Genomic DNA, 22,905 nt, shown 5'->3' with positions numbered 1-22,905 from the left:
GTCACAGAAAAGAAGCCTTATCGCGCAGGATGCGATGCTAACCCCAAGGCTATAGGCGCAGACTTCGCCGTGGTTCGTGTCAGGTCGGCGCTCTGCGCCGGAGGTCCTCGGTTGCGCGCCGCAGGATTTCGTGAAGCCATTCGTGCGATGGCTCGCCCTCGACACGTTCGTGCCACAGCAGCCGTACCTCGACGGGCGTCGTGGTGTAGGGCAGCTCGTAGGTCGTGATCGCATGGGATTGTGCAAGCGCTTGTGCCAGCGGACGCGGGACGATGGCCGCGAGCTCGGAATCGACGAGCAGTGCGGGCAGCGCAAGAAAATGCGGCAAGGAAACCGCGATCCGCGGCGGCCGATCACTTTCGGATAGCGCTCGTTCGAGCGCGACGCGGTCGTACATTTCCGAACGCCTGGCAAGACCCCGCTCGGAGATGAAGCCTCCGATCGCGCCTTCCTGCTCGCCACCGAAGGACACGACGACCAGCGGCAGGCGTGCAAGCTTCGCCTTGTCGAGCCGTCCGAGCTTACGCCTTCCCCCGACGATCAGCACATCGTCATATTCGAACAGCAGCGCCGTGCGGAAGCGGCTTGGCGGAATCGAAAAGACGCCGATGGCGACGTCGATGCGGCCGAGATCGATCTGTTCGGCAAGATCGATCCGCGTCACCGGCTTGATGATCAGGTCGACCGCCGGCGCCTCGCGACCGAGGATTCCGAGGAGCGGAGACGCCAGCACCATCGTGGTGAAGTCGTTGGCGGCAAGCGTGAATTGCTTGGTGGAGGCCGCCGGGACGAAGGTCGGCAGTTCGACCGCCGATTCGAGCGATCGCAGCGCCGCGCGAACTTGCGGCGCCATCGTCAGCGCGCGCGCCGTCGGCTGCATTCCACTTGCCGTCCGCACGAACAGCTCGTCTTCGAGCATTTCGCGGAGCCGCGCGAGCGAGTGGCTTACGGCGGACTGGCTCAATGCGACCTTCTGGCTGGCGCGCAGCACGCTGCGTTCCTCCATGACGGCGTCGAAGACCTTGAGCAGGTTCAAGTCAAATGTCTTGAAGGAAACGGACACGATAAGGATTTCCGTCTATGAGCGGATCGCGCGTCAATAAGCAGCTCAAGTTAAAGCGAGGCACGACGGCGACGCAACTGCGCGGGCCGCCCATAGCAGGCGGCGATGCCGTGGTGTCGGCAAGCTGAACCCCATTCAGGACCAATCTGCAAGAGTTTCACTTCCGCAATGGAGCAATCCCGTCATTATCACCGCGCGTTGTCTGGAGGAGGCGGCCATGAAATGCAGCGGGATGTCGATGGGGGTTTTCAAGGGTAGTGCGGTCGGGGCGATCCTGGCGTTGGCGCTCTTCGCGACGACGTCCGCGACTGCACAGGATGGCCCGGTCAAGCTTGGGGTGCTTACCGATATGTCCTCCCTTTACGCCGACAATGGCGGCCAGGGCTCGGTGGTCGCGGCGCAGATGGCCGTCGACGACTTCAAGGGCAAGGTGCTGGGGCGCGCCGTCCAGATCGTCGCCGGTGACCATCAGAACAAGGCCGATGTGGGATCGGCGGTTGCGCGACGATGGCTGGAGAACGAGGGCGTCGAGGTAATCCTCGACGTACCCAATTCCGCCGTTGCTCTGGCGGTGCAGGGCATCACCCGCGACAAGAAGAAGCTGTTTCTCGCCACCGGCGCCGCGACGTCGCGCCTGACCGGTGATGAATGCTCGGTGACCGGCATTCACTGGACCTATGACACCTACGCACTGTCGCAAGGCACGACCAAAGCGATCTCGCGTCTCGGCGCGAAGTCCTGGTTCTTCCTTTCGGCCGATTATTCCCTCGGCGCCCAGCTCGAGGCTGATAGCCGCAAGGTGATCGATGCCACGGGCGGCAGGCTCGTCCGTTCGGTGAAGCATCCGATCAACACGCCCGATTTCTCCTCCTTCCTGCTGCAGGCACAGGCTTCCGGGGCGGACGTGATCGCGCTCGCCGACGCCGGTGGCGATTTCATCAACGCAGTCAAGCAGGCGGGGGAGTTCGGGGTGACGCGCCAGCAGAAGCTCGCCGGTCTGATCGTGTTCATTGCCGACATTCACAGTCTGGGGCTGCAGAGCGCCCAGGGTTTGATGCTCAGTTCGGCATTCTACTGGGACCTCAACGATGAGACGCGCGCATGGTCGAGGCGCTTCATCGAGAAGACCCGGAAGGTCCCCACCATGATCCACGCAGGCACCTATGGCGCCGTCATGCACTACCTCAAGGCGGTCGAGGCGGCGGGCACGCTGGATGGTCCGACTGTCGCTGCCAAGATGCGCGAAATGCCCGTGAATGACTTCATGACGAGGAACGGCCGCATCCGTCAGGACGGTCGGCTGGTCCGCGACATGTATCTGTTCCGCGTCAAGGCTCCGGAGGAGTCCAGGTACAAGTTCGATTACTACGAGCTGCTCGCGACAATTCCCGGAGAGGAAGCGTTCAAGCCGATGGAGGAAGGGGGATGTCCGCTCTTGAAGAAGTCGTGATCGGTAAGCGCGACGTTGCGCGGAATCGGATCGACGACATCATCGCTTCCCGATTCGCATGCCGAGAGTTCTCCGGTGATCCGGTCCCGCGACAGACCATCGAGCAGATCCTCCGCGTGGCGCGATTCGCACCGAGCGGCGCGAACATCCAGCCCTGGCACGTCCACGTGCTTGCCGGCGCAATGAAGGAGAAGGTGTCGGCGGCCCTTCTGCGCGCGCACGGGGAAGCACGAAACGAACACGTGTCCGAGTACCGATATTATGCAAGCGACTTGCCTGAGCCATACCTCGATCGGCGGCAGGAGTTCGGTCGGCTGTTCTACGGCTCGCTCGGCATCGCGCAAACGGATATCGAAGCGAGGGGCAGGCAAACCGCCAGGAACTACGCATTCTTTGGCGCGCCGGTGGGATTGATCGTTACCATCGACCGCCGCCTCGAAGTCGGGAGCTGGCTCGATCTCGGCATGTTCATTCAAAACGTATTGCTGGCCGCGGCGGGGCGCGGGCTGCATTCGTGTCCGCAGGAAACGTTTGCCAAATATCACCGGATCCTGCGCCCGCTGCTCTCCATTCCCGCAGAGCAGATGGTGGTGTGCGGCATCTCGATCGGCCGCGCCAAGGCGGAGGCGAGGGAAAGATTGATGCCGCGAGCGGACGTCGATGCATTCGCCACGTTTGCGGGTTTCGAAGCTTAACAACAAACGCGACAAGGAGATGGCCATGGGAAGCCGAGAAGATCTCATCCAGCGCAGCATCCCGTTTCTACGGGAAGTCAAGGATATGACGCCCGGCGCCAAGATGGAGCGTTGGCTCAACGATACATACGGCGAGGAAAGTGCGCTCTATCAGGACCTCTCGCGCCTCATCAAGATTGGCGTCGAGGAGGGCTGGGCGGCGAATCAGGAAGTGGAGGGTCCGAACTACCGACGCAGCCGCATCCTGGAACCGATGCCCGAAACATTCCAGTTCAGCATCACTGCCGTCTACATGAACAGCGCCGATCCACGCCGCTTCAAGGACGAGGACGATCAAGACGTGCTGCGCGGGCAGTATCACGGCCATCCCTATGGCGAGCTTAACTTGGTGGTGCCCCTGAACCAGGGCGCGGAATTGAGGGGACTTCAGGGCTGGCAGGGACCGGGCTGGACGGCGCCGGATCCCGGCAGCCGGCACTATCCGGAGGTCAGGGGCGGCGCAGTCATCGCGCTGTTCTATCTGCCGGCTGGACGCATCTCCTACGATTTCAAGGCTCCAGCCTGATGGCCGACGGGGCGCCCGCGGCGCTTGTGACGGCATCATCGTAGGCCTCGGCCGCACGGCCAATGCCTCGCCTCTTCCGGAAGCGGACGAGAACCGTCCGCTATTTCTGCCGAAATCCGTGTTTGAACGACATCACGAGCGGACCCACAAGATATTCAAATGCTGTCCGCTCCGTGGTGGGGACCATGACCGTGGCCGGCATGCCAGGATAGAGCTGAACGTTCGGCATGTCCGCAAGCTCGGCCTCGTCGAGCTTGAGCAGGGCGGTGTAGTACGGCGTACCCGTCCGGTTTTCCGTGAGCCGATCCGCCGAGACCTGAAGCACGGTGCCGTGAACGATCGGAGTGATCCGCTGCTTGTATGCGGTCAGGTGCACCTCAGCGCGCATCTTGGGCCGGACTTCGCTGATATCCTCGACCGCAACCTGGGTTTCGACCACGAGCGCGTCCTTCTCGGGGACCACGTCCAGAATCTTCTCTCCCCGCTGAATCACGCCGCCGACGGAAAAGACGGTCAGGCCAACGACACGACCGGCGTACGGCGAGCGAATCTCCATTCGCGTCAGAACGGCGCCGGCATTGGCGAGACGCGGAATGACTTCGAGAAGCTTCGCCTGGACGTCGCGCAGCTCCTTGGTTACGTCGGCCATGCGGTCGTTGTCGAGCTGCACGATCTGCTGCTGCTGTTCGGCAATTGCTTGCCGGGCCTTGGCTATGTTTGCCATGGCATCGGCCGATTGTCCGTCGAGCCCGGCACCAGCCCGCTCGAGCTGCAGATAGCGTGGCCTCGCGATAAGTCCCTTGTCCACCAGAGGTGCAATCGACTTCATTTCTTCGCGAACAGAGTCGAGCTGCGCGTTGAGAGCTCTCACCTGCGCTTCGCCGCCAACAATCTGGTGCTCGAGCTGCGAGATCTTCTCCCTGATGATGTTGCGCTGACCGTCCAACGCCACGCGCCGGCTCTCAAACTGCCGGACCTGATTGTCCCAAATGCTCCTGGCCTGGGTTTCCTCGCCGACGTCAGCCGGCACAACGAGACTGGAGCCACCGGTGAATTCCGTCCGGAGCCTCTCTTCCGTGGCTCGCAGGACGGTAAATTGTTCGGACAGCACATCGAACTCGGCGCGCGCCTGCGTGTCGTCGAGGACGATGAGAGTCTCGCCGACCTCGACCTGATCTCCCTCTCTGACTCGCAATTCCTTGACGATACCACCATCGAGATGCTGAACGCTCTTTCTGTTGCCGTCGACCTTCACGATGCCATTCGCTACGACGGCACCATTGAGCGGTGCGGTCACGGACCACACGCCGAGGCCGCCAAAGAATGCGAGTATAACAAGCCATCCAGCGACGGCCGATCCACGGTAGGAATCGCTGGGACCCACTGGGTCGGCAAGGGTCGCCGGCCACGTCGCTGAAATCGCAGCTCTCGTCATGTATCCTCCTGCGCGGCTCCGGCTCGTCTATGAAGCGAGACTTTTCGATGCCGCAGCCGGAACGACCACCGGCTTGGTCAACCGTGCCAAGATCTCGCCTCGCGGACCGAACAACTCCACTGCACCGTCTCGGATCATCACAATCTTGTCGACCACACCGAGCGTGCTCGGACGATGGGATATGATGACGACGGTGGTCCCGGCCTTCTTCAGTTGCACGAGGCACTCCGTCAGCGCGGCGTCGCCATCGACATCGAGGTTCGATGCGGGCTCATCGAGCACGACAAGGCGCGGATTTCCATAGATCGCGCGCGCCAGCCCGATCCGCTGGCGATAGCCGCCGGAGAGGACCGCGCCGCCTTCACCGACCTGTGTGTCGTATCCGTCCGGAAGGCGCAAGATCATCTCATGAACGCCGGCAAGCTTTGCAGCCTCTATGACGCTCTCATCGTTACCTTTGTTGAACCGGCTGATGTTCGCCGCGACGGTATCGGCAAACAATTCGATGTCCTGCGGCAGATAGCCGACATACCGGCCGAACGCGCCTCGCGGCCAGGTCGATACGTCGGCGCCATCGAGACGCACCGAGCCGGCTGACGGCGCCAGCACGCCGATGATCTGGCGTGCAAGCGTCGATTTTCCGGCACCCGAAGGCCCGACGAGGCCAAGAAGCTCGCCTGCCGAGACGTCGAAGCTTATGTTGCGGAGGATCGGTCGCTTGCTTCCCTGAAGCGAATAGCTCACGTTTTCGACGGACAGGTCGCCTGCGGGTTTCGGCAGCGAAAGTCGCGGCTCGGCGGCCGGAATCGCCTTGAGAAGCGCCTCGACGCGCCTGTAGGAGTTGCGCGCAGACGCGATGCTGCGCCAGACACCCACGATCTGCTCGACCGGCTGCATCGCACGACCGAGCAGGATCGAGGCCGCAAACATCGCGCCGACCGTCGTGACGCGTTCGATCACGAGATAGGCGCCAAGGCCAAGAATGATGGATTGCACGGACAACCGAAGGAAGCGGATCAGGCTCGACATGGCCGCAGCGCGATCGCTGGCGGCCACCTGGCGATCCAGCGCCAGATTGCGGTCGCGCCCCCACCTGTGAAGTAGGCCATCAAGCATGCCCATCGCCTGTATGGCCTCCGAGTTGCGAAGGCTCATGTCGGTGAAACCGTAGCTTCTGGCGCCGGCTTCGTGGGCTTCGGTGAGCGGCGTGCGCACCCAGCGTTCATTCAGGAGCGCGAGGAGCAGCAGTGCGATCGCGGAGGCAAGCGCGAACGCTCCCAGCAGCGGGTGCAGGACAAAGATCACGGCAACGTAGATTGGCGCCCACGGGAGGTCGAAGATGGCGTGAATCCCGGCACCGGTAACGCATTGCCGAAAATTGTCGAAATCGCGGAGATACTGGCTCTTTGCGACACCCGTCTTCAGCGACGCATCGACGATTGCCGAGATCACGCGTCCCGCCATCCTCTGGTCGAGCCGAACCGACGCGCGTGCGAGGATCCGCGCCCGGATCATGTCGAGGACGGCAAGCGCTGCGAAGGCAATCAACAACAGGAGCGTGAGCATCACAAGCGTGACGATGCTCGCGCTCGATACGACGCGATCATAGACCTGAAGCATGTAAAGCGGCCCGGCGAGATACAGCAGGTTGATTGCCAGGCTGAAGATCAGAGCCGTGACGAAGTAGCTCTTGCAGGAAAGGAGCATACCCCGTAGCTCGTCCTTGTGCCGATAGATCCCTCTCTCTCCTCCCGTTGGCGGGGTGGCGACTGACATCTTGTTGAAGAGTCCGAGTTTCATCGTGTGACTCCGCCAAATTGCGCTTCCGTCAGACCGCTCTCATCGCCCGAGCGGATGCCTGGTCAGATGATGAAGTCCGTGGTGTGCAGGAGCGGGGCGCCAGCCAGCTTGATGACGGCGTCGTTTCCGGCCTTATAGCCGGCCGCTCCATCGTTGATGATCACGTAGGTGCCGGCGTCGCTACCGCTGGCGATGGTCACTTCCGCGGCACCATTGGCCTTGAGGTTCGTGTTGTTGAGGATGCTCGCGAGATCCGTCGCCAGGTCGCCGGTGATACCGGTGGTTTTCGTCAAGCCGGTGGTCAGGCCGTTGAGCGCGTGACCGATCTGGAGCTTGTCGACACCGGTCGTAAAGTCGTTGATGGTGTCGAACGCGGCCACGCGCGAGTTTGCGAGCGACGTGTAGACGAATGTATCGCTGCCATCGCCGCCGGTGAGCGTGTCGGCTCCGGCACCACCGTTGATCTTGTCGTTGCCGTCGCCACCGATGAGCTGGTTGGCCGCCGAATTGCCGGTCAGGGTATCGTTGCCGCTACCTCCCGTGACGTGCTCGACGCCGGCGACCGAGACAAATCCCGTCCCGGCCTGGTTGGCCAGATTGACGGTGATGTTCGACGTGGTCCCGGCGTAGCTCAGCATGTCGTTCGTGCTGCCAAGAAGATTGAGCTCCACCTTCTCCACGTTGGTAACTGTCCCTCCGGCAAGACCGGTGATTGTGGAGCCGGTCACCACGACGTTGAGGACGTCGGTGCCGGACGTTCCGTCAATTTCCAGCGTATCGGTACCGGCGCCGCCGTCGATGGTATCGACGCCATCGCCGACCTTGTAGATGATCAAATCATTGCCGGCGCCACCGAAGATCACGTCATTTCCGCCACCGCCGATGATGGTGTCACTGCCGGCTCCGCCGTCGAGCACGTTGTCGTGGGCATCTCCGGTAAGATCATCGCTGCCAGAGCCGCCGGTCACGTTCTCGACGCCTGCGATCGAGGTGAACCCGGTCGCATTCGACTGCAGCAGGTTGACGGTCAGGCTGGCGGTCGTGCCGGCATAGCTCAGCGTGTCCGCATTTCCAGCACCGAGATCGAGATACACGCGCTCGATAGCGGCAAGTGTGCCTCCCTCGAGCCCGGTGAGGGCGCTGCTGGATGCGACGACGTGGATGGTGTCGTCGCCGGCAGTTCCCGTGATGTAGAGGCTGTCGGTGCCCGCACCGCCGTTCATGGTGTCGGCTCCGTCACCGACCTTGTACATGAACGTATCGTTGCCGGCTCCGCCCTGGAGATTGTCGTTACCGCCATTTCCAATCAGGGTGTCGTTGCCGCCGAGGCCGTTCAACGTGTCGTCGAAAGGCGTGCCTGTCATGACGTCGGCGCCCGACGTGCCGTTTTGGGTGATGCCGCCTGAGCTGGTGGTCAGGCTCGCGGTGTCACCGATACCGGTCGCACTGTTGCCGGCAATATCCGTCAGTGCGATCGTTGCAGTGACGGTCCCGTCACTCAGGGACGTCAGGTCGATATTGTGCGTACCATTGCCCAGCGCATTGACCGTCACGGAGCCGCCACCGCTGCTTGTGAAGGTGACGCTGGCGGTCGCATCGGGATCGACGCCCGCAATCGTGTACGCGACTGAGCTCTTGCCGGTAGCGTCGATTGTGGTCGGCGTGATGTCAACCGCGGCCGTTGGCGCTGAATCGGCGGTGGTGTCGACCGCGTAGCTCTTGGTCGCCGTGGCCGTGGTCGCGTTGCCGGCCGCGTCAGTCGTGGTGACGCTCGCGTCGACCGTATGGTCGAGATCGGCCGCGAGATCGCTGCCGTTGACGGTGATGCTGAACGTCGTGCCCGAGACTGTGCCGGTATAGGCATTGCCGTTCACCGTCAGGGTGATGGTGTCGCCATCATGAACGTCGCCGCCGACCGTGCCGGTCACCGCCACCGTGCTGCTGGCTTCCGCTGCGTTGAGGACGTCGTCCGCGGTGATGTCGTTCACCGTCAGGCTGGCGATCGGTGCCACCGTATCGATCGTGTAGGCCTTGGTCGCGGTCGCGGTCGTGCTGTTCCCCGCCGCATCGGTGGTGGTGACGCTGGCATCGACCGTATGGTCGAGATCGGCCGCGAGATCGCTGCCGGCGACGCCGATGTTGAAGCTCGTGCCCGAAACTGTTCCGGTGTAGGCATTGCCGTTCACCGTCAGGGTGATGGTGTCGCCATCATGAACGTCGCCGCCGACCGTGCCGGTCACGGTGACCGTGCTGCCGGCCTCCGCTGCGTTGAGGACGTTGTCCGCGGTGACGTCGTTCACCGTCAGGCTGGCGGCCGGCGCCACGGTATCGACCGTGTAGGCCTTGGTCGCGGTAGCGGTCGTGCTGTTCCCTGCGGCGTCGGTGGTGGTGACGCTGGCGTCGACCGTATGGTCGCCATCGGCGGCGAGATCGCTGCCGGCGACGGCGATGCTGAAGCTCGTACCCGACACTGTTCCGGTATAGGCGTTGCCGTTCACCGTCAGGGTAACGGTGTCGCCGTCATGGACGTCGCCGCCGACCGTGCCGGTCACGGCGATCGTGCTGCCAGCCTCCGTTGCGTTGAGAACGTTGTCCGTGGTGATGTTGCTGACTGCGATGCTGGCTGTTCCGGTGGTGTCAACCGTGTAGCTCTTGGCCGCCGTGGCGGTCGTGCTGTTGCCGGCTGCATCGGCCGTGGTGACGCTGGCGTCGACGGTATGGTCGCCGTCGGCCGCGAGATCGCTGCCGGCGACGCCGATGCTGAACGTCGTGCCGGAGACTGTGCCGGTATAGGCATTGCCGTTCACCGTGAGGGTGACGGTGTCGCCATCATGAACGTCGCCGCCCACCGTGCCGGTCACCGCCACGGTGCCGTTGGCCTCCGCTGCGTTGAGGACGTTGTCGGAGGTGATGTCGTTGACGGCCAGGCTGGCGGTCGGTGCCACGGTGTCGACCGTGTATAGCTTGGTTGTGGTCGCGGTCGTTGAATTGCCGGCCGCATCGGTCGTGGTGACGCTGGCGTCGACCGTGTGATCGGCGTCGGTGGCGAGATCACTGCCAGCCACGCCGATGCTGAAGGTCGTGCCCGAGACCGTGCCGGTATAGGCGTTGCCGTTCACCGTCAGGGTGACGGTGTCGCCGTCATGGACGTCGCCGCCAACCGTGCCGGTCACGGCGACCGTGCTGCCGGCCTCCGCTGCGTTGAGGACGTTGTCGGGGGTGATGTCGTTGACCGCCAGGCTGGCGGTCGGCGCCGCGGTGTCGACCGTGTAGGCCTTGGTCGCGGTGGCGGTCGAGCTGTTGCCGGCTGCATCGGTCGTGGTGACGCTGGCGTCGACCGTATGGTCGCCATCGGCCGCGAGATCGCTGCCGTTGACGCTGATGCTGAACGTCATACTCGAAACCGCGCCGATATAGGCATTGCCATTCACCGTCAGGGTGACGGTGTCGCCATCATGGACGTCGCCGCCGACCGTGCCGGTCACCGCGACCGTCCCGCCGGCCTCCGCTGCATTGAGGACGTTGTCGGAGGTGATGTCGTTCACGGCCAGGCTGGCGGCCGGTGCCACGGTGTCGACTGTGTACAGCTTGGTGGTGGTCGTGGTCGTTGAATTGCCGGCCGCATCGGTCGTGGTGACGCCGGCGTCGACCGTATGGTCGCCATCGGCGGCGAGATCGCTGCCAGCGACACTGATGCTGAAGCTCGTGCCCGAGACCGTTCCGGTGTAGGCCGTGCCGTTCACCGTCAGGGTAACGGTGTCGCCGTCATGGACGTCGCCGCCGACCGTTCCGGTCACCGCGACCGTCCCGCCGGCCTCCGCTGCATTGAGGACGTTGTCGGAGGTGATGTCGTTCACGGCCAGGGTGGCGGCCGGCGCCACAGTGTCGACCGCGTAGCCTTTGGTCGCAGTGGCGGTCGTGCTGTTGCCGGCAGCGTCGGTCGTGGTGACGCTGGCATCGACCGTACGGTCTGCATCGGCCGCGAGATCATTGCCCGCCACATTGATGCTGAACGTCGTGCCCGAGACCGCGCCGGCGTAGGCGGTACCATTCACCGTCAGGGTGACGGTGTCGCCATCATGGACATCGCCGCCGACCGTGCCGGTCACTGCGACGGTGCCGCCAGCTTCCGCTGCGTTGAGAACGTTGTCAGCAGTGATGCTGTCGAGCGCGATGCTGGCGGTGGCCGTGGTGTCGACCGCGTAGGCCTTAGTCGTCGTTGCGGTCGTACTGTTGCCGGCCGCGTCGGTCGTGGTGACGCTGGCGTCGACCGTATGGTCGCCGTCCGCGGCGAGATCGCTGCCGACGACGCCGATGCTGAAGGTCGTGCCCGAAACCGTGCCGGCATAGGCGTTGCCGTTCACCGTCAGGGTGACGGTGTCGCCATCATGGACGTCGCCGCCGATCGTGCCGGTCACCGCCACGGTGCCGGCCGCCTCCGCTGCATTGAGGACGTTGTCGGCAGTGATGGCGTCGAGTGCGACGCTGGCGGTGGGCGCCACAGTGTCGACCGCATAGACCTTGGTTGTCGTTGCGGTCGTGCTGTTGCCCGCTGCGTCCGTGGTGGCAACGCTGGCGTCGACCGTGTGATCGGCGTCGGTGGCGAGATCGCTGCCAGCCACGCCGATGCTGAAGGTCGTGCCGCTGACCACGCCGGTATAGGCGTTGCCGTTCACCGTCAGGGTGACAGTGTCGCCGTCATGGACGTCGCCGCCGACCGTGCCGGTCACAGCGATAGTTCCACCGGCTTCCGCTGCGTTGAGGACGTTGTCCGTGGTAATGGCGTCCACCGCCAGGCTGGCGGTTGGCGCCACGGTGTCCACCGCATAGGCTTTGGTTGTCGTCGCCGTCGTGCTATTGCCGGCTGCGTCGATTGTGGTGACGCTTGCGTCGACCGTGTGATCGAGATCGGCCGCGAGATCGCTGCCGGCGACACCGATGCTGAACGTCGTGCCCGAGACCGCGCCGGAATAGGCCGTGCCGTTCACCGTCAGGGTGACGGTGTCGCCGTCATGCACGTCGCCGCCGACCGTGCCGGTCACAGCGATAGTTCCGCCGGCTTCCGCTGCGTTGAGGACGTTATCCGCGGTGATGTCGTTCACCCCCAAGCTGGCGGTCGGCGCCACAGTGTCCACCGCATAGGCTTTGGTTGCCGTCGCGGTCGTGCTATTGCCGGCTGCATCGGTCGTGGTGACGCTGGCGTCGACAGTATGGTCGCCATCGGCGGCGAGATCGCTGCCGTTGACATGGATGCTGAACGTCGTGCCCGAGACCACGCCGGTATAGGCAGTGCCATTCACCGTCAGAGTGACTGTGTCGCCATCGTGGACGTCTCCGCCGACCGTGCCGGCCACTGCCACAGTGCCGCCGGCCTCGGCTGCATTGAGGACGTTGTCGGGAGTGATGGCGTCCACGGCGATGCTCGCCGTCGGCGCCGTGGTATCGACCGTATAGGCCTTCGCCGCCGTGGCCGTGGTGCTGTTGCCGGCCTGATCGGTGGTGGTGACGCTGGCGTCGACCGCATGGTCGCCATCGGCGGCGAGATCGCTGCCTGCGACGTTGATGCTGAAGGTCGTACCGCTGACCACGCCAGTGTAAGCGGTGCTGTTCACTGTCAGGGTGACGGTGTCGCCGTCATGGACGTCGCCGCCGACCGTACCGGTCACCGCCACGGTGCCGGCCGCCTCCGCCGCGTTAAGCACGTTGTCTGCAGTGATAGCGTCGAGCGTGATGCTGGCGCTCGGCGCGGCAGTATCGACTGCATAGGTTTTGGTTGTCGTTGCAGTGGTGCTGTTGCCCGCTGTGTCCGTGGTGGTGACGCTGGCGTCAACCGCATGATCGCCGTCGGCGGTGAGATCGCTGCCAGCCACGCCGATGCTGAAGGTCGTGCCCGAGACTGTGCCGGTATAAGCATTGCCGTTTACCGTCAGGGTGACGGTGTCACCATCATGAACGTCGCCGCCGACCGTACCGGTCACCGCCACGGTGCCGCCGGCCTCCGCTGCGTTGAGGACGTTGTCGGAGGTGATGGCGTCCACGGCGATGCTCGCCGTCGGCGCCGTAGTGTCGACCGCATAGACTTTGGTCGCCGTGGCGGTCGTGCTGTTGCCGGCCGGATCGGTGGTGGTGACGCTGGCGTCGACCGCGTGGTCGCCATCGGCGGCGAGATCGCTGCCCGCGACGTTGATGCTGAAGCCACCGTTGCTGGCAGCGCCGGTGTAGGCAGTGCCGTTCACCGTCAGGGTGACGGTGTCGCCATCATGGACGTCGCCGCCGACCGTACCGGTCACCGCCACGGTGCCGCCGGCCTCCGCTGCGTTGAGGACGTTGTCGGAGGTGATGGCGTCCACGGCGATGCTCGCCGTCGGCGCCGTAGTATCGACCGTATAGGCCTTCGTCGCCGTGGCCGTGGTGCTGTTGCCGGCCGGATCGGTGGTCGTGACGCTGGCGTCGACCGTGTGATCGGCGTCGGCGACGAGATCGCTGCCGTTGATGCCGATGCTGAAGGTCGTACCCGAGACCACGCCGTTGTAGGCGGTACCATTCACCGTCAAGGTGACGGTGTCGCCATCATGGACATCGCCGCCGACCGTGCCGGTCACGGCGACCGTGGCGCTGGCCTCCGCTGCATTGAGCACGTTGTCCGCGGTGATGTCATTGACTGCCAGGGTGGCGGTCGGCGCCACCGTGTCGACCGCGTAGGCCTTGGTCGCCGTGGCCGTGGTCGCATTGCCGGCGGCGTCAGCCGTGGTGACGCTGGCGTCGACCGTACGGTCGCCATCGGCGGTGAGATCGCTGCCAGCGATACCGATGCTGAACGTCGTGCCCGAGACCATGCCGGTATAGGTGGTGCCGTTCACCGTCAGGGTGACGGTGTCGCCATCATGGACGTCGCCGCCGACCGTGCCGGTTACGGTGACCGTGCTGCCGGCCTCTGCTGCGTTGAGGATATTGTCGGGAGTGATGGCGTCAAGCGTGATGCTCGCCGTCGGCGGCGTCGTGTCGAGCGTGATGACCGTTGCCGAGGTCGTCGATGTATTCCCGGCGGCATCGGTAAAGACCGCGGTGAGCGACTTCGTGCCATCGGCGCCCAGGTCGCCGGCCGTCACCGTCAACTGAACGGACTGAGCCGCAACTTCGGCTGCCGTAATCGTATGCAGTACCGGATTCGCCAGCGATGCCCCGCCGAGCTTAAGCTCGACCGTGTCGCCCGCCTGCACAGACGGATCGAGCGCGACCTGGAAGGTCGGCGCCGTCTCATTGGTGAGGTCGTCGGTGCTTGACGAACCGGTATCGGAGATTACGGTCAGGTCGGGCGCCCCGCCCGTCGGTGCCGTGGTATCAAGTGTAATCGCCAGCGCCGAGGTTGTCGATGTGTGCCCAGCCACGTCGCTAAACTTGGCCGAAATCGACTTGATGCCATCGGCACCGAGGTCGCCTGCCGTCACCGTGAGAGTCACCTTGCCGGCGCTGAGATCGTCAAACGAGATCGTATGCGTTACGGCATGCGCCAGCGGCGAGCCGTCAAGCAGCAACTGAACGGTATCACCAACCGCGACCGTCCCATCGAGCGTGACGGTGAACGCAGGTGCGGTGACATTCGTAATGTTGTCGGTATGCAGCACGCCGGAATCGGACGCATCGATCAGGTCCGGCGTTCCGCCGGTTGGCGTCGTCGTGTCCGCGTTTACCGAAATGGTGCCGCTCGAGACGGTAAACTCACTGCCGGCATATGAAGTGGACAGATTGAGGGTCCCAAGAGAGTTGTGCGCGGAGTCATAAACGGTGATGAAGGTGCCCGATGAATCGAGCACGGCGGCGGCCGCGCCATTGACCTTGATGCCTTCGCCGCCCGCGAAATTGGCTATAGTGCCATGGAAATTCGGAAGCGTGTCCGACGAGAGATCGAGAACGCCCTGGCCGCCATCGAACGTGATGGTCGGATGAATCGAGGCCGTGCCGACGGCACCATCGAACTTCAGCACCGAGCCGGCGACGTTGGCGATGTGGAACGAGGCGGCGCTTGTGCTGCCGACAGCGCTGGAAAACTCGAGCGTACCGCCGCTCGCCGTGATGGTTCCGATGCCACTGGTATTCACCGTTGCCGCAACTATACCCTTTCCGATCAACGTCGCGGCATTATCGATCGAGAGGCCGAACGCATCGGTCAGCGTGCCGCCGTCGAGCTGGATCTTGCCGTTGGTGATGCTTTGCGCCGAGGTCAGCGTCAGGCTACCGGTGGCGCCGATCTCCAGCGTCTGGTTGGAACTGACGATCGAAATCGCGCCGGAAGATACCGTCCCATCGATCTTCAAAATCGTCGCTGCACTGAAGTCGATGGCGAGCGTGCTGGTTCCGGCAATCGAGCCGAACAGGTCTAGCGTGCCGCCCTTGGCGGTAATCGCCGCATTGGTGATGGTGCCATTGACATTTCCGCTGCCAATGATGCTTGCCAACGTGAGTGTGCCGCCGGTCTGCGTGATCGTTCCACCCGAGAGCGTGATCGCACCTGCCGTGCCAGTGCCGCTCAGTGTCGCGCCGCTGCTGATGACGATGCCGTTGCTGTCGGTCAGCGTGCCGCCGCTCAATACAATCTTGCCGTTGGTAACGATTTCGGTTGAGCCGATCGTCAGATTGCCGCCGGCTCCAACCTCGAGCGTCTGGTTGGCGCTGGTGATCGAGACCGCAGTCGCCATGGTCGACGTGCCGGAGAACTTCAGCGTCGATGCCGACGCGCTCGCAATCGTAAACGCGTTGCCGCTGGCCACGGTGCCGTTCAAATTCAGCACACCGCCGCTGGCCGTGATCGTGCCGGTGCCGGCGGCGATGTTCGCCGCCACCGTGCCCGAACCGATCAAGGTCGCACTGGCACCGATCGTCAGGCCGGACGCATCGGTCAGCGTGCCGCCGTCGAGCTGGATCTTGCCATTCGTAATGCTTTCCGCCGCGGTTAGCGTCAGGCTGCCGCTGGCGCCGATTTCGAGCGTCTGGTTGGCGTTGTTGATGGTGATCGCAGCCGAGGTCGCCGTGCCTTCAAGCTTCAGGTTCGAATTGGAGGAAGTGCCGATCGTCAAGACAACGCCGCTGTCGACTGTCCCGAACACATCGAGCGTGCCGCCGTTTGCAGTCAACTTGCCCGTCCCGGTGTAATGACCGGAGATACTCAGCGTGCCAAAACCGGTCACGTTGGCGCTTGGGGCTATCAGCGCGAGGGTGCCTGCGTTGACCGTGCCGCCCGACATCGAGATGATGTTGGTCGAGTTCAGGCTTACGGTATTGGTCACGTTGAGCGTTTTGCCGCTGCCGATCAACAGCGTCGCCGTATTGTTGAAATTCATGGTCAGCGAATTGAGCGCCGCGGAGCTGACGTCGAGGGTAACGGTATAGCTGCCGCCGGAGTTGCCGCCGATCGTGACGTCATCACCGGCCGCGGGAACGCCGCTCGGGCTCCAGTTGCCCGAAGAACTCCAGTTTCCGCTGTTCGGATTGCCCGTGCTGCCGCCGCCGGTCCAGGTCTTCGCCGCCATCACGGCCGCGTAGTTCCCGATTCCCTGCGCCGTCAGCGGCGCCTGGGCATGATTCGCGCCCGAGCGCGCGTGAAGCTCCCAGCCGCCACCGAGCGCAGCGGCACCGACCAGACTTGTTGCAGCCAACACCTGTGCGCCCGTCGCCCGCGCCAAGGCATCGACGAACGCCGCGCCGCGCGCGCCTCTGGCCGCGTTGCACGCCCATAGCTGGAGTGAGCCGCCGTTGCCCAGTGCGCGGCCGATTGCCGCGAGATCCTCGTCCTCGTTTTCGATCGTCTCGAGTGTGAGCGCGCTCGCTCCGCAGTTCACCTGTCCCGGCGCGCCATGCGCGATCAGGTGAATGGCCGCGAGGTCCGACCGATGCTTCAGGACGTCCGCCATCTGCCGCGGAGCGGGAGCATCGGCCAACAGCACGATCGGCTCGACCTCTGCTCGTAAACCTGCCAGCAGGGCGGTCAGTTGGTCCACGTTACGGTCGATGAAAGCAATCTCGTGATGCGAGGTGATCATGTGACTGGCCCCATAAAAATGCAACGCGATTGGAGATTTGCGATAAGAGTTCCGTATGAAAGTCGCCCGAGATAAAGAGAACAAATGTGATTGGCTGCGAACGATGATGTGTGATGCTTAAGTCGGCCGGATTCGGTCCCTTTCGGTCAGACGAGATGGATGTCGGTGGTGGCGCCGAGCTTGAGCAGCGTAAGCGAAACGCTGTTGAGCGTGATCGTGTCGGTCGGGTCCACCGTGATCACGACGTTGGATCCCGACTGCACAACCGTAACGAGGCCGCCCGCAGCATTGTGCGCCGTTCCATTGGCGATCGCCGATGCGGTGGTGCCCGCGGCGAACATCGACGCGGAGAGCTGCAGGACGTCGTGATCGGAGCTGAGCGCATTCGCGTTGAAGTCGGTGATCACATCGCTGCCGAAGCCGGCGTTGTAGACGCCGTTCACCGTGGTGGGATTGATCGGCGCGAACACGAAATTGTCGACGCCTCCGCCTCCGCCTGACATGCGGTCGTTACCGGCGCCGCCGATCAGCGTATCGCCGCCACCACCACCGGACAGCGTGTCGTTGCCTGTGCTGCCCGTGATGGTATTTGCCGATGAGTTGCCAGTGCCGGTGAAGGCGGCGGATCCAGTGTAGGTCAGGTTCTGGACGTTGTTCGTCAGCGTATAGCTGGACAGTGTGGTGGTCACGCTCGAGCTCGCGCTGCCCGTTTCGACGACTGAAGTCGAAGCGCTGCTCACGAAGAACTTGTCGGCGCCGCCGTTGCCGCGGAGTGTGACACTGCCGAATCCGCCGTCGCTGAGCGTATCGGCTCCAGAGCCGCCGGAAATCGTTTGTCCTGCCGCAGTTGCGGTCGAGGTAAAGCTTCCGCTTCCCGTATAGGTGAGGCTCTCGATATTGACGGAGAGCTGATAGCTCGAAAGGGAGGTCTGAACGGCGTCCGTACCATTCCCCGCAAGCTCGGTAACGACGGTCCCTGCGCTGGTCACGACGTAGGTGTCGTTGCCCGCTCCGCCGAACAAGACTACGCCGGTCTTGCCATTGTCCCTCAGCGTATCGTTACCGGCTCCGCCATTGAGGATCTGATTGGCGGCGCCGGCCGTCATGGTGTCATTGCCCGCGAGTCCGGAAATGATGGCGCCGGCCATCGTGCTCGTTAGGGTGTCGTTGCCGGACGTTCCATTGACGACGGCCGCCGGACCGAGCTGCGCCGCGGTGAGGACCAGCCCGTCGCTGAACTGGAACATCTCGACGTTGCTGAATGTCGCGGTGCCGTCCGGCGAACCTGTTCTTGTATCGACAAGCTTGATGCTGCCATCGGCATTCTGCGTCTTGGTGTATTGGCCGAACTCGCCCGTAAACAAGACGGTGTCGGTGCCGTCGCCTCCGTTGAAAGTGGTGGTGCCGTGAAAGCCGCTGAACGTGTTTGCCGAGGCGTTGCCGGTGAGAGAGATACCAGTCGTGCCCGTGTAGACCACGTTCTCGACGTTGTCGGCCAGCACGAGGCTGGCAAGGTTGGTGCGAACCGTGTCAGTACCGCCATTGGGTTGTTCAATGATGATGTCATTGGCCCGCGTCACGACATAGGTGTCGTCGCCCGCTCCGCCGATCATGGTATCGACGATGCTTACCGGAGCGCTCGCGCCCGCGTCGGTCAGCGTGTCATTGCCATCGCCACCGTCCAGAATGGCGTTGCCTCCGGTGCCGGCGGTCAACGTGTCGTCGCCGCCCAGCCCGAAGAGGGTCTGGCCCGTGCTGGGGATGACGGCGGAGTTGGTCAGAGTATCGTTGCCCGCCGTTCCCATGATGGCGGAAAATGGCAGTAAAGCCTTGGCCACCACGCTGCCGTCACCAAACTGGAAATTCTGGATATTGATGTCGGTGTCGGTGCCGTCGGGCGAGCCATCGCGCATGTCGGCAGCAATGACGCTGCCGTCAGCATTCAAGGTGAAAGTGTAGTCGGTGGTAAGACCAGAATAGACTGCCGTGTTGGTACCGGTTCCGCCATCGATGATGTCATTCCCGCCACCGCCGCTGATGGTGTCGTTGCCGTCCAGGGCACTGATTGTATCGTTGGCCGAACCGCCGAAGATGATGTCGTTGCCGCTCGATGCAACCGCGGCGGCCCCATCCGTGACGGTGACGTCATGCCGGACCGCCAAGCCCTGTGGCCCGTTTGGATCGACGGCCAACGCGCCATCATTGAACATCAGCGCCAGATCGTATCCGAACAGCGTTGCGGTCAGGGCGCCCTGGATCGAGACGATGTTCGCCCCCGGCGTCTGGACATGGACGTCGACCTCGCCGTCGCCCGTCATCGAAAACGCCAGGTTCGTACCATCGCCGGTCACGGAGAGCAGGTCAGCCCGCATCGGCAGGTAGTTGATATGTGTGACATCGTCCGCGCTGGTACCGAGCGTGACGTTGAAGGTGCCGCCATTCCTCGGCAGGAAGATGCTGTCGTTGTCGTAAGCGTACCAATTGCCCGCGTTCTGAATGATCTGGCCGGCACCGTTGGTGACATTCAATGCCATCGCGCCGAGATCGGGCGCCGTCGGGTCCGGTGTGATCGTCGCGGTGATCACGTTGCCATTGGTGGTCTCGGTCAGCGTCGCCTTTTGCTGTGCGGCAATGCGCGCGGCGAGATCGGAGACAGTGACGAACTCATAGCCCTGGTTGTAAGCGTAGGCGATGAAGTCCGTGAACATCTGCGTGTTGTAGCCCGAATCTGCGCCGGTGCCGTTGGTGTCCCAGTTTGTCGGCCCATAGTCGTGCCACGGCCAAACGATGATCGGTGCCGACGAGTTCGCCGAGAGCTGACCGAACAGTGTCTGCCAATCGGCCAGCGCCTGCGCCGGCGTCTTGTGCTGGTATCCGATCTCGGTGAAATCGAACGTGACATTGGGCGCGATATAGACCGAGTTGGTGTTGCTCGGATCGATGTAGCCGAAGGCATTGGGATAGCCCGCACCGGCGCCGGTCCAGCCGCCGGTGACGTAGCCGGTGAGGCCCGCCGTACTCTGGAAGTAGGGCAGAATCTGCGCCGACGTCGCGATGAAGTCATTGGCGCCGGGCACCGCCGCGCCAGCAAGCGTGATACCGAGCTGCTGCTCAAGGATCGACTTCGATTGCCCGAACTCGTAGGCGAAGGTCCAGTTCGGCGCCGAGCCGTTGGCGGGCGCCGTGACATAGAGCGTGTTGGTATTCTCGTTCCAGGTGGAGACAACCTCGCCGTTGATGATCGTGGTCGGCACCGGATTGCCGTTGGCGTCGACCGTGGGCGGATTGATGAGATGGGTATAGGAGTGGGTGCCGATCTCGTTGCCCATCGCCATGAGGGCCTTGTAGATCGGGGCGGACACGGACCAATTCGTGAAGTTCGCGTTGGCCGTATTGGCGTCGTCGCCGATATTGGCGTAGTAGCTGCCGACAAAATTATACTGCTGCTTCCATTGCTGCAGGATCGGGATCAACTGGGCGTAGATGCCCGCGCCGCCGCCCTCGGGCGATACATCGGACGGGAACTGCGATTGGTCGAGATCGGTGCGCGAGGCGAGCACGCCCTGCATACGGGAGACATCGATCGTCAGGCTCGGCGTCGTGCCGAACACGGCGTTCTGGATCGCGTGCTGCAGCAGATTGCTGTCGCCGAGCAGGCCGGTGGTCGAAAATACGGTGTTGGTGCCGCCCGTGGTCGTTTGCACCACGCCAGCCACCGAGCCTCCGCCCTGGATGTTGATATCCGCCAGCACCGTGGCGGGCTGCGTCACGCCGTTGAAGGTGAGATAGCCGGTGTTGGTGTAATAGCCTGCCGGCTGGCCGGCGAATTGGCCGCTGGCGCCGCCGATCAACTCGCCGGCGGTGTAGCCGGAGACCACGGAATTGTTGCTGGCCAGTGCATCCGCGTTGGCCGTCACTGAATACGTCGCGGTACCGGACTGGCCCAGCGTGACGTTCAGCAGCGACTGCATGTTGGCGTAGGAATTGCCGGATAGCGGCGCGCCGGTCTCGTCGTTGGTCAGGAAATTGCCGGCGGTAATGATCGGCACATGGTAATCGTAGACCACGTGGGTCAGTGCGCTCACGATCGCGGACACCTGGCTCGACTGGACATTCTCCATGCTCGGGAAGATCAGCGCGCTGTACTGCGAGAGCTTGGCGACGTTGGTCAGGTCGGCCTCGGTCAGGAGGTCATAGGAGACGCCGGCTGCCGCCGCCTGGTGTTGCGCGGCCATGAACAGGTCGGCATAGGCGGTCTGTCCCGCCCCGCTGGCACCAGGAACCGATCCTGAGCCCGACTCGCCGCCGCTGCCGGCGCCGCCGAAATACAGGGCGGCCGTCGTTGCCGAATAGATGATTGCGACTTTCTTGACCGTATGATCGACCGGGATCAGCGTCGAGGGATCGGTAATGGTGTATTGCGGACCGCTGAAATCGCCCGGCAGTGCGACCGCGCCATTGTTGACCAGGGCGGCAAAATTGATCGAGGTGGGCGCGGCGCCGCCGGCGGGCGTCAACAGTGCCTGCGGGATCGCCAATTCGACGCTCTTGCCATCGGCCGACATGGCAAAATTGAGCGGCGCGCCGTTGTTGAGCAGGGTCTCGGCGCCATTCGGCGCCACGGAATACAGATAGGGCTTAAGCGTATTGTTGTTATTCACGTCGGGCGCGAACTTCACGTAATATTCCGCGCCAATCGTGCTGCCGAACACTTTGTAGCCGGTTGCGGCGTTCTGGTCCGTGTTCAGATAGATGAAGGTGTTTGATGCGATGACCGGATCTTCCGCGGCGGTCGCCTCAATACCGATGACGTAAGTCTTGCCGAGGGTCGTATCGTCGATCAGGGCGCCGTCGATCTGGTAATTCGCGACGGCATTTCCCGGCCTCTCGACGGAATCGGCCGCGGGCCAATCCGCAAACTGACCATCGAGCGTGATCAAGTTTCCGATCGTGACGGGAGGGCTTGCCGGAACGGACGTATCGGTGATGGTGTATTGCGGGCTGTTGCTGAAATCCCCGGGCAGCGCAGCCTGCCCATTGTTGATCAGGGCCGCGAAATTGATCGAGGTCGGCGCGGTGCCGCCAGATGGCGTCAGCAGGGTTTGCGGGATCGCGATCTCGACACTTTCACCGTCGGCCGAGATGCCGAAGTCGAGCGGCGCTCCACCGTTGATCTGGGTGGCAACTCCGGCGGAATCGACCGAATAGAGATAGGGCTGGAGCGCGCCGCCCTGGCTGGCGATGAACTGGACGAAGTACTCGGCCCCCACGCTGCCGAACGGGCTATAGCCGGTCGTTCTGCTCTGATCCGTGTTCAGATAGATGTAGGTGAATGCAGCGATGGTCGGGTCGGTCGCCAGTGTCGCGTTGATGCCGATCAGATACGTCTTGCCGAGTGTCTGATCGTCGAGAAGAGCGCCATAGACCTGATATCCGGCGACGGTGTTTGACGGCGTCATGATGGCGTCGGCCGCTGGCCAATCGGAGAACTGCCCGTCAAGCGTGATCAAGTTACCAATCGTGGTCGCCATGTCTGCCATTCCTCAAGCGATCTCGCGCTAGCCATGACAGCGACGTTGCGGGGCGTCTGAAGCGGCGCAATGTTTTCAAACGTTGTCAGGGCTGGCGCGGAGATGAGTTGCGTGCGTGATGCAGGAAGACGCGATTAGTTTCCCCCTCGGAGAGCCAGTCGAAGCCCAGGCGTTGACGTGCTACCACAATGCAAAGCGTGCAATCGGTCCAGCAGGATTCCCTGTCGCATGTCAGACTTGGTCTGATGGCCGATCGAGAACGGGAATCACGAGCGGACGCCGCAACCAGCCTGCCGGAAAGTCTGGTGCTCCCTCGTTGAAGCAAATGA

General features: G+C 63.3%; 8 protein-coding genes. 3 read left to right on the top strand and 5 right to left on the bottom strand.

What is annotated here, in order from left to right:
• Positions 1–79: 79 nt before the first annotated feature.
• Positions 80–1,063, bottom strand: coding sequence for a LysR family transcriptional regulator (locus MTR72_RS26005; protein WP_341511522.1), 984 nt, complete (start codon positions 1,061–1,063; stop codon positions 80–82).
• Positions 1,064–1,280: 217 nt separating this feature from the next.
• Between MTR72_RS26005 and MTR72_RS26000 the strand changes: the two genes are divergently transcribed.
• From MTR72_RS26000 to MTR72_RS25990, 3 genes are read left to right on the top strand one after another with little or no spacing between them, the layout of a single operon-like run.
• Positions 1,281–2,513 carry an ABC transporter substrate-binding protein gene (locus MTR72_RS26000; protein WP_341511521.1) on the top strand — a complete coding sequence of 411 codons (1,233 nt, stop codon included), beginning with the start codon at positions 1,281–1,283 and terminating at the stop codon, positions 2,511–2,513.
• Positions 2,489–3,208, top strand: coding sequence for a nitroreductase (locus tag MTR72_RS25995; RefSeq protein ID WP_280965588.1), 720 nt, complete (start codon positions 2,489–2,491; stop codon positions 3,206–3,208). The genes MTR72_RS26000 and MTR72_RS25995 overlap by 25 nt, the downstream gene beginning before the upstream one ends.
• Positions 3,209–3,233: 25 nt before the next feature.
• A complete protein-coding gene (locus MTR72_RS25990; RefSeq protein WP_341511520.1) occupies positions 3,234–3,773 on the top strand; it encodes a 4-hydroxylaminobenzoate lyase in 540 nt (179 codons plus the stop codon).
• Between the two features lie 100 nt (positions 3,774–3,873).
• Here the strand turns inward: MTR72_RS25990 and MTR72_RS25985 are convergent, their stop codons facing one another.
• The 4 genes from MTR72_RS25985 to MTR72_RS25970 all read right to left on the bottom strand — a co-directional run bounded on the left by MTR72_RS25985 (position 3,874) and on the right by MTR72_RS25970 (position 22,576).
• A complete protein-coding gene (locus MTR72_RS25985) occupies positions 3,874–5,208 on the bottom strand; it encodes an HlyD family type I secretion periplasmic adaptor subunit (RefSeq protein WP_341511519.1) in 1,335 nt (444 codons plus the stop codon).
• Positions 5,209–5,235: 27 nt separating this feature from the next.
• Positions 5,236–6,915 carry a type I secretion system permease/ATPase gene (locus tag MTR72_RS25980; RefSeq protein ID WP_341511544.1) on the bottom strand — a complete coding sequence of 560 codons (1,680 nt, stop codon included), beginning with the start codon at positions 6,913–6,915 and terminating at the stop codon, positions 5,236–5,238.
• Between the two features lie 155 nt (positions 6,916–7,070).
• Positions 7,071–17,045, bottom strand: coding sequence for an Ig-like domain-containing protein (locus MTR72_RS25975; RefSeq protein ID WP_341511518.1), 9,975 nt, complete (start codon positions 17,043–17,045; stop codon positions 7,071–7,073).
• 146 nt (positions 17,046–17,191) lie between these two features.
• Positions 17,192–22,576, bottom strand: a complete 5,385-nt coding sequence (locus MTR72_RS25970) for a hypothetical protein (protein WP_341511517.1) — start codon at positions 22,574–22,576, stop codon at positions 17,192–17,194.
• Positions 22,577–22,905 lie beyond the last annotated feature (329 nt).

Origin of the sequence: Bradyrhizobium sp. ISRA442, from assembly GCF_038085055.1 — a bacterium.
Classification (GTDB): domain Bacteria; phylum Pseudomonadota; class Alphaproteobacteria; order Rhizobiales; family Xanthobacteraceae; genus Bradyrhizobium.
The sequence above is the reverse complement of the archived record's forward strand: the minus strand, read 5'-3'. Positions and strand labels throughout refer to the sequence as shown.

Bases quoted from the DNA above. Each gene is read 5' to 3' on its own strand.
- MTR72_RS25970 (WP_341511517.1), bottom strand. From the start codon at position 22,576: ATGGCGACCACGATTGGTAACTTGATCACGCTTGACGGGCAGTTCTCC.
- MTR72_RS25995 (WP_280965588.1), top strand. From the start codon at position 2,489: ATGTCCGCTCTTGAAGAAGTCGTGATCGGTAAGCGCGACGTTGCGCGG.
- MTR72_RS26000 (WP_341511521.1), top strand. From the start codon at position 1,281: ATGAAATGCAGCGGGATGTCGATGGGGGTTTTCAAGGGTAGTGCGGTC.
- MTR72_RS25985 (WP_341511519.1), bottom strand. From the start codon at position 5,208: ATGACGAGAGCTGCGATTTCAGCGACGTGGCCGGCGACCCTTGCCGAC.
- MTR72_RS25975 (WP_341511518.1), bottom strand. From the start codon at position 17,045: ATGATCACCTCGCATCACGAGATTGCTTTCATCGACCGTAACGTGGAC.
- MTR72_RS25990 (WP_341511520.1), top strand. From the start codon at position 3,234: ATGGGAAGCCGAGAAGATCTCATCCAGCGCAGCATCCCGTTTCTACGG.
- MTR72_RS25980 (WP_341511544.1), bottom strand. From the start codon at position 6,915: ATGCTCCTTTCCTGCAAGAGCTACTTCGTCACGGCTCTGATCTTCAGC.